Here is a 13,622-nt window from a genome sequence, read left to right as displayed (position 1 = left end):
CAGTACCAGCCGAAGGTGCCGCACCGACCCGCGCCGGTCACCCCCTGAGCGCCTTGCGCATCCGCTCGACCATCCGGACGGTGACGACCACCAGCACCGTCAACGTGGCCGTCAGCAGCACCGTGGACAACCACGCCATGGTGGGCACCGACAGCCGGTAGACCAACACGATCCGGGTCGCGGCCTCGACGACCAGTCCCACGCCCCACAATGCCGAGAGGCGGACGTGGGTGCGGCGGGCCAGCGCATTGGCGCGGTAGGTGTGCTCGATGACGGCCAGGTCGCCGGTCGCCATGACGCGGCGGGCGGCGTAGTAGGTCAGCGGCTTGCCGAAGAACAGGCCGATGAGGATTGTGACGCCGATACCGGCGGTCACCACGGATTGTTGCACCATGAGCGTGCGGGCGTCGCCACTGAGCAGCGACCCGATCAGTCCGATCACGAAGCCGCCCAAGATCATTCCGGCGAACAGGTCGATCCGGCGATTCCGCGCCACCTCCACGAGCACGGTCGCCGCGGAGGCCAGCGCACCGGCAAGCAGCGCCATGAAATCGGAGCAGCCGAGCGCGTGCAGCACGAAGTAGGCCGCTATCGGCACCAGGATGTCGCGCGCCACGGGGGCGAACAGTTTTCGCAGGTCGGGACGCCCAGTGGCAACCTGCGCGGCGGGGGAAACGGTCTCGTCAACGATCATGGTGGGCAACTCCTGTAAGAACGGGCCGGACAGGAATCGAATCTACGAACGCGAGAGCCGTCCGGGATCTGTCAACCGTCACATGTCGGGCATGACAACTGTCATGGCGCGGTAGCCGCCCCCGAACGGCACCCGACCCGGACCCGCGGCCGTTCGACGTGGCGGAGTCGGCGTTCGGCGAGGACACTGAGGACGTAGCACCCAACTCGTCCCCAGGAGCACATGCGATGCCAACCAACGGGCCTTTCGGCATCGATCCGGAAGATTTCGAACGCGCACTGCGTGGGGCGGGCACCGAGCTCCGCGACCTGCTCGGGAAAGCCGGTGTATACCTGGATCGCGTAGACCACGCGACCGTCGGTTCACTGGCGTCGCTGCTCGGTCAGTTCGTCCAATCACAACAGCCACGTCCACCGAAACCCGAGGGCGAGACCACCGGGGAGACCGGCAGCGGGGTGTGGGTGATCTACAGAGTCGACGACATCGGCGAGGCCAAGGTCGAGCAGGTCTTTCCGAGCGAACTCGAGGCCTTGCGCGCGCATCGCGACAACACCGATGATCGCCGTCGGGTGCGGTTCCTGCCCTATGGGGTTCCGGCAAGTGTGTTGGATGCGCCCTGACGGCTGTACACCCACCGACTACCCCGATGCGATGGACGGTAGGGGCATCCGGCCGGAGTGATTCCCCGCGGTTTCAGCCGATGCTTTGACGGGTTGGCTCGATGAGCGCGATGAACCGCTCCTCTTGCCGCGAGTAGGGGTTGCCGGTGTATTTCGTCGAGATTTGGTCGACGATCTCCCATGCGGCGTCGCCTTCGAGCCATGCGACGACCCTGCCGCGGATGACGACCGGCCGGAGCGGGTTGTCGACCGGTGTGAGGGAGAGTGCGATCCGGGGGTCGCGGCGCATGTTGCGAGTCTTGCGATAGCCGGGGCCGGTGATGATCGCGATATGGTCGCCGTGGGTGCCGGTCCAGACGGGGACGGAGTGGGGTGCGCCGTCGGGCAGGATGCTGGCGAGGTGGGCGATCGAGGTGCCTTCGAGCACGCGGCGCACTTCGGGGTCGAGCATGCTTGTCATCTCCTGGGCGTGAGTTCTCGGTATCGATATCGAAGGGTCAACGCTGAATCTCGTAGTGGAGGTGGGTGACCCCCGACGCGGGAACGGCTTCGACCAGACGCAGACGCACCTGCTCGGGCAGCGCCCGGAAGAAGGGCGTGCCCTCGCCGAGCAGGACCGGCACCTGATGCAGAACCATTTCGTCGACGAGTCCCGCTTTCAACGCCTCGGTCACGACGCCGCCGCCCATGAGGGCGACATCATCCTTGTCGCCTGCGGCCTCACGGGCTGCCGCGATCGCGTCCTCGATGCCGGTGGTGACGAGGTTTTGGCGGTCGGAGATCTCCGGCGCGTGCGGGTGGCTGACGACGAACAGCGTCTCTCCATCGCCGAGACCGCGACCGGTCCCGGGGTCACGGCCGGTGACATATCCGTCGACCGATACCGCCAACGCGCTGAAACCTTGCTCATCTCCACACTCCTCCCTGAGTTCCTTCAAGAGACTTCAGAACCGTAGCACCTTTAGTTCCCTGAAGGAACTCCAATCGGTAAGCTGCTTCCATGCAGCGCACGAACTTCAGCGGGATGGCGTGCTCGATCGCGCGGACGCTCGACGTCATCGGGGAGCCGTGGTCACCGCTGGTCCTGCGGGATGTGTGGGTCGGGCTCAATCGGTTCGACCAGATCCAGGCCGACCTGGGAATCTCCCGCAAGGTCCTGACCGAGCGGCTGAACCACCTCGTCGATCAGGGGGTGCTCGTCCGGCGTCCTTACGACCAGCGGCCACGCTACGAGTACCACCTCACGAAGAAGGGTCTCGAGCTGGTGGACCTGCTCATGGTCATGACCCGCTGGGGTGACAGATGGCTCTCGGGCCAGGAAGGCCCGCCGGTGCTCTACCGCCACCACGCGTGCGGCCGGATCAGCGACGTCGACCTGCGCTGCGCCCACTGCGGCGAGCCGATGCACGCGGAGGACATCGACACACTGCCGGGCCCCGGCGCAGCCGGATGACCCCGCCCGCTTGCGTTGCGTCCAGTTGCGAGGGCGCCGGGTAGCGAGGTACCGGGATTCCGGGCCTGGATCAATCGCCGGCCGAATACGCTTCCGATCATTCGCTCTACTCCGCCGTCCAGCGCATGTACGGACATCGAATGTGACGAAGACATATCACAGAACGTGATGCAGATCATTGCGCCAAAAGGTGGGGTTGGGCATCGTCGTCCATTCATTTTGGAAAGAACCTGGTTGGAGATGCCGAATGGCCGACCATAATTTCGCTTACGACCTCACGCTGGACGAGGCACGACGGCGCAGCGCCGTCTTGGCGGCGCTCGGAGACGACTGGGATCCGGTCGCGGTGCTCGCCGAGGAGGAGCTGGCGTACACCATGCTGTACTCGAATCTCGACGATGAGCAGCAGCGAATCTACGAGGAACTCGTCCAAGCGGGGATCCTGCCGGATCGAGCGACACGCGATACTGCGCACTGATCCGACCGCCGAGCACGAACCGTGACCGGTGTTCGGCGTGTGCGACAGCCCGACCGCCGGACGGATCGTCCCCGAGCCGGCATCCGGAACTCATCCAGAGCTGTCGCGCGGGACCAGGGACACGGCCGAGTGGTCGGACTGCCCCCAGGTCGTAGGCGCCGGTCGTCCGCACCGTTATCGTTTTCCTGAGGAAATCTTCGCCCGCCGGCATCCACGCCCGCGTGGGCCGGGACGCGAAACGGTATACCTTCAGCGGCGGGTCGCTGACCAGCGGAGGCAAAAGGAAGGTTCGGACGTTTATGGCGATCGACGGTCTCGGACGGTACGGAGTATGGCGCGGCTACCGGGGATTCGCTCCCGCGGATGCCGCCGAACTCGAGGGTCTCGGTTACAGCGCGCTGTGGCTCGGTGGGTCGCCGCCCGCCGACTTGCCGGTGGTCGAGTCGTTGCTCGAGGCGACGGAGACGTTGATCGTCGCCACCAGCATCGTGAATATCTGGACGGCACCGGCGAATACGGTCGCCGAATCGTTCCACCGGATCGAACAGCGATTCCCCGGCCGCTTCCTGCTCGGTATCGGCGTGGGGCACCCGGAGGCCAACAAGCCGTATCAGAAACCGTACGACGCGCTGGTGGAGTACCTCGACGAGCTCGACAAGGCCGGGGTGCCGAAGGAGCGGATCGCACTGGCGGCCCTCGGGCCGAAGGTGCTCGAACTCTCGCGTGAGCGCACCGCCGGCGCGCTGCCGTATCTGGCTCCGCCGGAGCACACCGCGCGGGCGCGCCGGATCCTCGGCTCCGCGCTGCTGGTCGCGGAGCAGAAGCTCGTGCTCGACGACGATCCGCAGCGGGCGCGCGAAGTCGGCAGGCAGATGGTGGACATGTATCTCGGCCTGCGCAATTACGTCTCGAACCTGCGGCGTCTCGGCTTCTCCGAGGACGATGTGACCAAACCGGGCAGTGACCGTCTCATCGATGTGCTCACGGTGCACGGCACGCCCGTCGAGGTCACCGGGCAACTGGTCGAGCATCTGAAGGCTGGTGCCGACCACATTGCGCTGCAGGCATTGGACGCGGACTATCTCGGCTCGCTGCGCCAACTCGCGCCGCTGCTGACCGCGGCCGACTGAATCACCGTGCCGGGCCGCGTTCTCGTGAGGCCGGCCATTCGCTGATCCACGTCGATCGACGGTTCGATGGGTGCGCACAGCGGTGTCGAGCACTGGCGACGGATGCGTCCGCTGCCGCAGAGGTAGCCGGAGTCGGAGGGTGTGTAGGCGGCGGCCGATAGTATTCCGGCGTCGTCGCCCACAATCCTCCTGCCGGGGAGCCCACTATGTCCCAGCCGCCGAATCCCGCCCAGCACCCGGTCGTGGTGGACTTCCACACCCGCCGCCGCGACAACTGGCAACTACGCCTCGCGGACTGGATCACCCGCTTTGCCGGATCGATGCCGTTCGTCTACCTCCACGCGGCCGGATTCGCCGCCTGGATGCTCCTCTGCGAGGAAAGCCCTTGGCCGACATTGACTCTCGTGGTATCCCTCGAGGCGATCTTCCTCTCGACGTTCGTGATGATCGGACAGAACCGAGCGGCCGAATTCCAGCAACTCAAAGCCGACCACGACTTCGCCGAGGAAGAGCTCGAACTCAAGACCAACACCGAACTCACCCGCGCCATCCACGCCATGACCACCGAACTGCACCGTCGCATCATCGAGGAAACACCCGACCAGGCCGAGCGGTTGTGATCGCGGTCGACCGACCGGCACGACAGCGCGCTGCCACTGTCCCGCGGTGTTGCGTTGCGGCGGAGGGCGACTCCTTACCGCGCACGCGGCATTGCCGACAGCGGACCGTTCTCAGGCGAGGCGCGGAACGCCTGGATCATGAGTGCGGCGAAGCGCCGCGAGGCCGCCACACGGGTCTGCGAGCCGGCTCGGATTCCTCGGTGTGCCATGAGCATGAGGCTCAGGTCGGCGACTGCGAAGTCGGGTCGCAGCTGCCCGGTCTTCTCGGCGCGGCGGGCCAGTTCGCCGACCGCCCGTAGCGCAGCGGCACGTTCGGCGGCGAAGTCGAATGCGTCGGGAAAGGTCGAGGTGAACGCCTCGGTGAAGGAGCGGTTGTCGGCGTGCAGCGCACAGATGTTCTCGATGAACCGGCAGAAGCCATGCCAGGGATCCGGGTCGGACAGTCCTTGCTCGACGAGGGCGCGGCAGGCGCGCATCTCACCGGCGAACGCGGCGGTGGCCAGGATCTCCTTGGTCGGAAAGTGCCGGTACAGCGTCGCGGGCCCGACCCGGGCATGGCGGGCGATATCGCGCATCGGCACGGTCATTCCCTCGGCGGCGAACAGAGCGCGCGCGGCGTCCAGGATGCGTTCGCGGTTGTCTCTGGCATCCGAACGCAGAGTGTGAGGCAAACGGTCGGCCACCGCTCTCACTTTAGCTAAGCGGACGCATGCGTCCGTTAGCGTCGGCTCGGGGGGATGACGGGAGACGAGGAGAGCCAGTGAAAGCCATCGAGATCCGGACCTTCGGAAGCCCTGACGGCATGGCAGTGGCCGACATTCGCATCCCGTCGCCCGCCGCAGGACAGGTGCTCGTCACCACGGAGGCGATCGGCGTCGGTGGAGTGGACGCGGTGATCCGGCGCGGCACCCTCGGCGGTTACGGCTTCCGGGAAGGGCACATCCCCGGCAGCGAGGTCGCCGGGGTCGTGACCGCGGTCGGCGCGGGTGTCGACCGCTCGTGGGTGGGGCGGCGGGTGTGGGCGTTCACCGGGGTCGGCGGCGGATACGTCGAACATGCCGTCGCCGCCGTCGAGCAGATCCTCGCGCTGCCCGAGCACCTGTCTCCGGCCGCGGCGGTCACCCTGGGCAGCTCCGGAGTCGTGGCGCACTTCGGTCTCGCTCACGCCCGCTTCGCCGCAGGCGAGTCGGTGCTGGTGCGCGGAGCGGGGGGCAGTATCGGAATCTCGGCCGTGCAGCTCGCCGCTCGCGCCGGCGCCGCCGCGGTCGCGGTCACGACCTCCTCGCGGGAGAGAGGCGATCGACTCCGCGCCCTCGGCGCCACCCAGGTGTTGGACCGCGCCGGGACCGGTGGCGCGGACTACGACGTCATCATGGACATCGTCGCCGGCGCCGCCGTCCCGTCGTTCCTCGGCAAACTCGCGCCGAACGGCCGCATGGTGGTCGTGGGGATCGTCGCGGGCTATCCACCGGCCGATTTCGGTATGACGATGATGACGGCGTTCCAGAAGTCGCTCTCCTTCGCAACCTTCAGCGCCGACACCATCGACCACACCGCCCAGCGAGCGATCCGAGCCGAGCAGTTCGCCGCCGCGGCTCGCGGGGAACTGGATGCGGTAGTGCACGAATTGCTGCCGCTGGAGCAGGCCGCGCTGGCGCATCGGAAGATGGACGCCGGAGAGGTTTTCGGTCGCATCGTCCTGACGCCGTGAGCGATCGCATCGCCGAAATCCAGCGCCAGGTCTCCGCGCCCCGGCGATTTGCCCATCCCGCGCTACCGGAAAGATCTCTCGGCGGCCGGACCTCCCAGCCCCCGACCGCCCGATATCGCGGTCATCGATGGTTGTTACCTGGAAAAGGCTCCTGAACTGGGATAATCGGAGTTTGCGCAGCAGACCCGACACTGTATTCAGCTGGCCGTGTGGATGTCCACCGCTCGACGTCCCGACAAACTCGCCCCGACCCACCGAAGGAAGTCAGAGCGCCATGACAGATATCAGCATCGAGACGCTCAACGGAACCATCGACGCGGTGCTCGAAATCCCGTCCGGCGAAGGACCCTGGCCTGGCGTGGTCGTCATCCACGACGCCCTCGGGCTCCGCGGCCCCCACCGGGAGATCGCGCGTCGCATCGCCGGCAACGGCTATCTGGCGATCGTGCCCAACCTGTACTCCCGCGGCGGGATGATCCGCTGTATGCGCTCGATGTTCAACGATCTCATGGCCTATGAAGGCCGCACCTTCGACGACATCGCGGCGGCACGAAAATGCCTGGCAGAAAGGTCCGACTGCACCGGTGCAGTCGGCATCGCCGGATTCTGCTCGGGCGGCGGGTTCGCCCTCGTCGCCTCTACGAAGGGCTTCGGCGCATCGGCGCCGTTCTATCCACCGCCGCTGCAGAGCAAGTACGCCGAAATCGTCGAGGGCGCGTGCCCCATAGTCGCCAGCTTCGGCCGACGCGATCCGATGAACCGGGGTAGCGGCCCGCGCCTCGAAGAAGTGTTGACCCAAAAGAAGATTCCACACGACGTCAAGACCTACCCCGACGCGGGTCACAGCTTCGCCGACCGCACTCCCGTGCAGGCGGTGGCGCGCATCTTCGGGTTCGGCGAGAACGAGAAAGTCGCCGCGGATGCGTGGCAGAGGGTATTCGCGTTCTTCGGCCAGCACCTGCGGTGACCGCGACGCCGCGAGATCGGCGTCGGGGAGCCTCGCCCTCGTTGTCGGGTCAGTAGAGCATCGAACGCTCCGCGCCGTCCGCGACGGCGGCCCCGGACACAGCGGCATCGGCCGCACACCTGCGCGCCGCGCTGCCTCGACACTCGGATTGGAGGAGACCGCGCGGGCGGTCGGCGCAACAGCTGGAGATGGAGTCAAGAGGGTATCCAACTGCCGTGGAAGCCGGTGGGGATTCGGACGGGCAGGTGGACTTCGGCGATGGGAGGGCTGTCGAGGTCGGCGGCGTCCAGAATCAGAAGGTAGCCGTTTCCGTGAATACGATCGTGGGCGAAACTCATCAGGTATCCGTCGTTTTCGTCCGTCGCCTGGGGGCGCGGGACGAACACGGCCTCGCCACAGGTACGCCCTTCCGGCAGTCGGTGAGTGCGCCGTGAGGCGCCGTCGGCGAAGTCGTAGCGGTAGATGCGGGAGTGGCTCGGTTCGGCTTCGAGCGAGAAGCTGACCAGGTAACCGAAGCGGTGGTGGAGCCCGACCGTGCTGTCGGCGACGCGCGGATACTCGACCACCGCGTCGTCCACCTGCTGTTCGGTGACGGTGCCCTCGGCAAGCATCAGGCGCCACTGGTGCAGGCGGGGCAGCCCGCCGCCGATATCGTCGCTGCCGTCCCGCCACAATGCTGCCACCCGCGTACCGGTGAGGGTGATGGCGCCGTCGGCCTCGAAGGCGTTGAGGGTGTGCCACACATAGCAGGGTTCGATGTCGAACCAGCGGACCGGGCCACCGGCGCGGGCCATCACGCCGAACCGCGCGTGATGTCCGTCGTCCCAGCGCCACGCTGCGGTGACCTGGTCGAACACGACCGGCAGGTCCATGAAGACCACATGGTGCCGGGTCACGGCGAAGTCGTGCATCATCGTGGCGCGCGGAAGTTCGATCGGCTGGGTCCGGAGCAACTCGCCGGAGGGTGACACACGGTGGTAGGTCAGATACGGCGGGCGCAGTCGGTAACCGAAGAACAGCAACTCGCCGGATTCCGGACAGATCTTGGGGTGCGCGGTCATCGGCGTCCGCAGCGCGCCGTCGAAGGTGAACGGTCCGACGGTCTCCAGCTCCGGCGTGAGCTGGTAGGGGAAGCCGCCTTCCTCGAGCGCCAGAAGTCGGCCCGCGTGGCTGACGACGTGAGTGTTGGCCGTGGTGACCCGGTAATCCATCGTCGCGGTCGCCGGGTCGAAGCCGAGTTCGAAGCGCGACCGGCCCGGGTGGTGGTAGAGCGGGGTGCGCACGTAGCGGTTGCGATACCAGCGCGCGCGTCCTTCCGTCAAGGCGACCGCGTGGACCATGCCGTCCCCGGCGAAGTAGTGCGGTGACCAACCGGTCCGCGGGTTGGGACCATTACGCACGAACATTCCGTTCAAGTCTGCGGGTATTTCTCCGATCACCTCGGCTGGTTCCACGGTGCATTCCTCGGTGACCGGCGCGTTGTTCCCGGCCAGATGCAGTGGCACGGCCGCGTGCGACGGCATTGTCATCGTCGGATCTCCCTTCCCTGGATCGCCGTGCCAGGATGCCGAGACAATTCTTGAACAAACAGACTTGTTTTCGGCGAAGCCCTGAGCCGCTCACCGAACTCCCAGCTCAGCGCCGCGCAAGAAAATATGCGCGACTCGATCACCGCCATCCGCGCCGGCGGCGGCCGTCGCGGATGGCGCCGGCCGACTCGTCGCTGGAATGACGACCGGGATAGGCACGGTGACCTGGGTTCCGTGTGAGAATCGGCTGGAGAACGGCCGGTCTCTTTCGGGACTCGGCGGCCGAACCCGCGGTGTCGCCGACACCGCTGCGCAGCGACACAGGTAGTCCGATGACCGAAACACATTCCGAGTGCACCCGCAGAGAGTCCTGGGAGCGGACGACCGGCATCCCCTTGATGGTGCTGGCCGTCGCGTTTCTCTGCGTCTATGCCTGGCAAGTACTCGATACCGGGGCATCGCCTCGCCTGGACGCCTGGCTCACCCGGGTCGACGTGCTGATCTGGGCGGCGTTCGCGCTGGATTTCGCTGTGCGGTTGGCGCTGTCCGGGAACCGGTTGCGATTCCTGCGTACCCACCCGGTCGACCTGTTGATCGTGGTGTTGCCGCCGCTTCGCCCCCTGCGGCTGTTGCGGGCGGCCATGCTCGTGATCGGCACCCTGAACCGGAACACGACGACCAGAGCCAGGCTCGCGGTATTCGTAGGAACTAGTTCGCTACTGCTTCTGCTGCTGTGCAGTCTGGCATTCTTCGACGCCGAGTACGGGGCGGCCGACAGCAAGATCCACAATTTCGGTGACGCGCTGTGGTGGTCGATGGTGTCGGTGACCACCGTCGGCTACGGCGATGTGTATCCGGTGACCACCGAAGGCCGTTTGATCTCGCTGATCCTCATGACCCTGGGCATCGGCCTGATCAGTTTCGCAATCGGCACCACCACCAGCTGGGTGATGGATCAGCTGAAGAGCGTCGAGGCGAATGTGGAGAGTACCGATCGGGAGATCACCGAACTCGTCGCAGAGATCAGAGCATTACGTGCCGAGGTGGCCGCTCTGCGATCCACTGGGATCGAGCCGGATACCGTGCCGGCCGAATGACCGACGCATCCTCGGTGACAATGCCCATCTCCGGCGAGAGTCGCCGACGCGGCCCTGCGGTGTCGGCCGAATTTCAACATGATTCGCCGCAACCGCGACCACCAGCGGATGCGGGCCGGTGCGGGGCCGCCCCTACAAGTAGGGGCGCTCAGGGTCGTAACCGGGGGTGAGGTGGGGGCGATGAGCCAGGTGGAGTTCGTCGAGAGCGGAGGCCGGCGTGGGTCGAGCTATGAGAAGTGTTGCGGTGGTCGCTATTACGGCGGCAATGTCGATGTTCGGGATCGGTTCGCCGGTGATGGCGCATGCCGAACCGGACGGGCTGAGGCATTGCGCGGTCAGCAGTGGACGAGTACCGGAAACAGCGACCCCGGAGGAGGTCGGACTCGATTCGCCCGCGCTGCGCCAGGCGGTGGCGCTCGCGGCGGATTCGACCCGCACGACGCTACAGATCTTTCGGAACAATTGCCTGATCGCGACCGGCCCGAACACCGCGCGGGCCGCCGGTGTGCCGTGGAATCTATGGAGTAGCACCAAGAGCGTGGTTTCGATGGTAGCCGGGATCGCGGTCGACGAGCGGCGGCTGCGGCTCGATGACCCGATCGGCGCCTATCTGCCACCCGAGCTCGGTGATGCCGGACATCGCGCGATCACGGTGCGGAATCTGCTCATCGAATCCAGCGGCATGCGGGTAGCGGTAGCCTCGGAGGGCATCACCGGGTTGGCGCAAATCGACCCGAATGTGGTGGCGCAGGCGCTGGCGATGCCGATCGATCAACAGCAGGGCACCGAGTGGCGCTACAGTCAGCGCGCTGTCGATCTGCTCGTGTACGTCATCCAGCGTGCGGTCGATGAGGACTTTCAGACGTACGCGCAACGAAAGCTCTTCGATCCGTTGGGAATTCCGCCGACCGACTACTTCTGGGGACGGGACCGCAGTGGAAACACCTACGGTTACGCGCATCTACTGCTGCCACCGGACGACTTCGCCAAGCTCGGACTGCTGCTCACCAATCGCGGCCAGTGGGGCGGTCACCAGATCATTTCCGCGGAATATCTCGCGCAGGCAGGCCGGCCCGCCCCGACGAACCCATGCTATGGCTTCCTGTTCGTGGTGAACGGGCCGGACTGCGGCAACTACTTTCCTGGACTGCCGCCGGATGCGATGCAGATGTCGGGAATGATGCGCCAGGACAATTTCGTGGTGCCGAGCCTCGGATTGATGGTCAGTTGGACCGGTGTCACGGTGCCGGGGAGCGCGTTGAGCTTCCCGCACGATGTCCTGCGCGCGGTCGGCGCCGCCTTCCGGGAACCTCGCATACCCGCAGCGGCGCCCTACGAGCAGCAATCCGATGTCCAACTGTCCGATCCGATGATCTCGAACCCGGACGCGACACTCGCCGCACTCGGCATCGGGCCGATGGCCTACCCAGGTTGCAACCCGCTGTCCTGCCTGGGTAAACCCATGTCCACACCGTTCGCGAATTGGCCACCGGGTTGTTTCATACTCGGCTGCGTCGGCCCGCACCCGGCGACTCCTGGAATTCCGTAGCGGCACAACGCGTCGCGCACCATGCCGCCGCCGACATATCACGACGCCGGGCCGCGCAACCGATCCGTAGTTCCTTGCGATGAAACCCAATGCGTCTACGTTCCGCGCACCAACCTGCCTTCACCGTCTTCGGCGGGCATGGGGTCCAGCGAAGATCTTCGAGTAGTAGCTCGACCCAATTACCTTTGTCGCACAACCGATTTCGATGACAAATTGCGCTCTGTGGGGGATGATGTGTCTCACGGTAGATAGGCAGTTCGCCGATCGGTCCGGAAACAAGGGGGCATGTCTGTCATGGGAAAAGTGGACACCAGAGGTGTTTGGACGCGCGTCAGCGTGGACGAGTCGCAGTTCGAGGGTTTGCGACAGCCCGGAGTCAGGTCGAGCGCGGGCATCAAATCGAGTATCCGATGGGGCGGCAGCCAAGACGAGGAGAAGAGCGGCTACGACTTCACCGGCCTCACCGATGTCGACGCGCGCCTCGACGGCCAGAACTTCCGGCTCGGCATATTCACACACTACAACCGTCGAATTCATTTGCCACACAGTCAGTTCTCGGTTTTCTTGAAGGTCACCGTCGACTTCCAGGACGAGGGATTCGACCATACGTTCACCCTGCGTTTCCGCCACGACGAGACGCCCAACTCGCCGGGCGACGTCCCCGATGTGGTGAGACCGCCGGTCGTCCACGAGAACGACATCGTCCGCGTCGACGGCACCGAATACCTGGTGACCATCAGCGGTTTCCTGGACGACAAGGATGAAGTGAGGCCGTACTTCGAAAATCCCGAAGGGGAAATCAAGAGAGTCTGGCTCGTTGCGAAATTCGAACCCCAGGCTGAGCCGGGTTCCTGAACCAAGATACTCGCCCGGCGCCCATCCTATGTCCTGGTGCGGCGGGACGCTGATGTAAACGGCCGGGCCCGACGGCGTGTTCGCCGGGCCCGGCCGCGGCAATCCAGCGTGCAGGATCGACCACCGTGACCCGGGCGCCGCTAGCCGCGCCGACGGTCTTACCTCGTCGCCCTATCGGCCGAGGTGCACGCTGCCAGAGTCCCGAGCGACCACGTGTCCACGGCGATCATCCTGCCCCGGGCGCCGACCGCTGGCTGACGCGCTCGCCTCGAGCTGACATTTCCCGGCGGCCGATCCAGGGAGCCGAGCCGCCGCGACGCTCTCGCGCACCCTGCAGGGCAATTCATCAGCTACGCCCCGAAACGAGTAGTCGACTACTGGTGTCCGCGATCCAGCGTCCTGAAATTATCGCCAGGAGTTGGGCCGAGCGGCCGAAATGTCGGGGACGACAGCAGTATCACTCGCGACAAAAAGGTAGGAACAGAAATGACCAGGGTTGTCGGCACTGCGTTATATGGCATCAAGCCCGATGGCGATCTGCAGTGGTATCGCCACGACGGTGTCCAGAACGGCGGAGCCTTTTGGACAGCAGGTGAGGGCGGGAAGAGGATCAGTGGCGGCTGGGACATCTACAGCACGGTGTTCAGCGGCCGCGACAGCGGCGTCATCTACGGCATCAAGCCGGACGGCGATCTCCAGTGGTACCGCCACGACGGCTGGCAGGACGGCGGCGCCTTCTGGACCGCCGGTGCGGGCGGTAACAGGATCAGTGGCGGCTGGGACATCTACCGCACGGTCTTCAGCATCGGCCGAGGCGTGGTCTACGGCATCAAGCCGAACGGTGACCTGCAGTGGTACCGCCACGACGGGTGGCAGGACGGCACCGCCAGGTGGACCGCCGGTGCGGGCGGCAACCGTA

Annotated in this window: 16 protein-coding genes; 11 read left to right on the top strand and 5 right to left on the bottom strand. The window is 65.9% G+C overall.

The genetic code is table 11. The annotated features are described in order from the left end of the window. Positions 1-37 precede the first annotated feature (37 nt). The gene (locus ACFV2O_RS22505) at positions 38-694 is read right to left on the bottom strand and encodes a VC0807 family protein (protein WP_379253479.1); all 657 of its coding nucleotides are present in this window, start codon (positions 692-694) and stop codon (positions 38-40) included. Positions 695-921: 227 nt separating this feature from the next. Here ACFV2O_RS22505 and ACFV2O_RS22500 point away from each other — a divergent pair, with 227 nt between their 5' ends. Next, positions 922-1,314 carry a hypothetical protein gene (locus ACFV2O_RS22500; protein WP_364433752.1) on the top strand — a complete coding sequence of 131 codons (393 nt, stop codon included), beginning with the start codon at positions 922-924 and terminating at the stop codon, positions 1,312-1,314. Between the two features lie 73 nt (positions 1,315-1,387). On the opposite strand, the gene ACFV2O_RS22495 is transcribed toward ACFV2O_RS22500, so the two are convergent. Beyond that, positions 1,388-1,765, bottom strand: coding sequence for a PPOX class F420-dependent oxidoreductase (locus ACFV2O_RS22495; protein ID WP_356967487.1), 378 nt, complete (start codon positions 1,763-1,765; stop codon positions 1,388-1,390). A gap of 46 nt (positions 1,766-1,811) precedes the next feature. After that, positions 1,812-2,204, bottom strand: a complete 393-nt coding sequence (locus ACFV2O_RS22490) for a dihydrofolate reductase family protein (protein ID WP_379253478.1) — start codon at positions 2,202-2,204, stop codon at positions 1,812-1,814. A 110-nt stretch (positions 2,205-2,314) separates the two neighbouring features. Between ACFV2O_RS22490 and ACFV2O_RS22485 the strand changes: the two genes are divergently transcribed. From ACFV2O_RS22485 to ACFV2O_RS22470, 4 genes are all read left to right on the top strand, one after another. Beyond that, entirely contained in the window at positions 2,315-2,767 is a 453-nt protein-coding gene (locus ACFV2O_RS22485) for a helix-turn-helix domain-containing protein (protein ID WP_355074290.1), read from the top strand. Between the two features lie 247 nt (positions 2,768-3,014). Then, positions 3,015-3,245: a DUF6400 family protein gene (locus tag ACFV2O_RS22480; protein WP_355074292.1), complete on the top strand. Its 231-nt coding sequence runs from the start codon at positions 3,015-3,017 to the stop codon at positions 3,243-3,245. A gap of 299 nt (positions 3,246-3,544) precedes the next feature. Then, on the top strand, positions 3,545-4,375 hold the full coding sequence (locus ACFV2O_RS22475; protein WP_355074294.1) for an LLM class F420-dependent oxidoreductase: 831 nt from the start codon (positions 3,545-3,547) through the stop codon (positions 4,373-4,375). Positions 4,376-4,581: 206 nt separating this feature from the next. Beyond that, positions 4,582-4,995 carry a DUF1003 domain-containing protein gene (locus ACFV2O_RS22470; RefSeq protein ID WP_379253477.1) on the top strand — a complete coding sequence of 138 codons (414 nt, stop codon included), beginning with the start codon at positions 4,582-4,584 and terminating at the stop codon, positions 4,993-4,995. Positions 4,996-5,069: 74 nt separating this feature from the next. Here the strand turns inward: ACFV2O_RS22470 and ACFV2O_RS22465 are convergent, their stop codons facing one another. Next, the gene (locus ACFV2O_RS22465; protein ID WP_379253476.1) at positions 5,070-5,678 is read right to left on the bottom strand and encodes a TetR/AcrR family transcriptional regulator; all 609 of its coding nucleotides are present in this window, start codon (positions 5,676-5,678) and stop codon (positions 5,070-5,072) included. Positions 5,679-5,755: 77 nt separating this feature from the next. Here ACFV2O_RS22465 and ACFV2O_RS22460 point away from each other — a divergent pair, with 77 nt between their 5' ends. After that, positions 5,756-6,706: a zinc-binding dehydrogenase gene (locus ACFV2O_RS22460; protein ID WP_379253475.1), complete on the top strand. Its 951-nt coding sequence runs from the start codon at positions 5,756-5,758 to the stop codon at positions 6,704-6,706. A gap of 274 nt (positions 6,707-6,980) precedes the next feature. Next, positions 6,981-7,673: a dienelactone hydrolase family protein gene (locus tag ACFV2O_RS22455; RefSeq protein WP_379253658.1), complete on the top strand. Its 693-nt coding sequence runs from the start codon at positions 6,981-6,983 to the stop codon at positions 7,671-7,673. 194 nt (positions 7,674-7,867) lie between these two features. Here the strand turns inward: ACFV2O_RS22455 and ACFV2O_RS22450 are convergent, their stop codons facing one another. Next, complete coding sequence (locus ACFV2O_RS22450; RefSeq protein WP_379253474.1) at positions 7,868-9,202, bottom strand: carotenoid oxygenase family protein; 1,335 nt, start codon at positions 9,200-9,202, stop codon at positions 7,868-7,870. Between the two features lie 332 nt (positions 9,203-9,534). On the opposite strand from ACFV2O_RS22450, the gene ACFV2O_RS22445 reads away from it, so the two are divergent. The 4 genes from ACFV2O_RS22445 to ACFV2O_RS22430 form a co-directional block, all read left to right on the top strand. Further along, positions 9,535-10,299: a potassium channel family protein gene (locus tag ACFV2O_RS22445; RefSeq protein WP_379253473.1), complete on the top strand. Its 765-nt coding sequence runs from the start codon at positions 9,535-9,537 to the stop codon at positions 10,297-10,299. A 229-nt stretch (positions 10,300-10,528) separates the two neighbouring features. Next, complete coding sequence (locus ACFV2O_RS22440) at positions 10,529-11,848, top strand: serine hydrolase domain-containing protein (RefSeq protein WP_379253472.1); 1,320 nt, start codon at positions 10,529-10,531, stop codon at positions 11,846-11,848. Positions 11,849-12,142: 294 nt separating this feature from the next. Continuing rightward, positions 12,143-12,703, top strand: a complete 561-nt coding sequence (locus ACFV2O_RS22435) for a choice-of-anchor K domain-containing protein (RefSeq protein WP_379253471.1) — start codon at positions 12,143-12,145, stop codon at positions 12,701-12,703. 486 nt (positions 12,704-13,189) lie between these two features. Beyond that, positions 13,190-13,622: tachylectin-related carbohydrate-binding protein (locus tag ACFV2O_RS22430; RefSeq protein ID WP_379253470.1), on the top strand; the 433-nt coding region annotated here is incomplete at its 3' end.

Origin of the sequence: Nocardia sp. NPDC059691 (genome assembly GCF_042733915.1) — a bacterium.
GTDB lineage: Bacteria > Actinomycetota > Actinomycetes > Mycobacteriales > Mycobacteriaceae > Nocardia > Nocardia sichangensis.
Note: the sequence above shows the minus strand (reverse complement) of the source record. Positions and strands in the feature narration are given on the sequence as shown.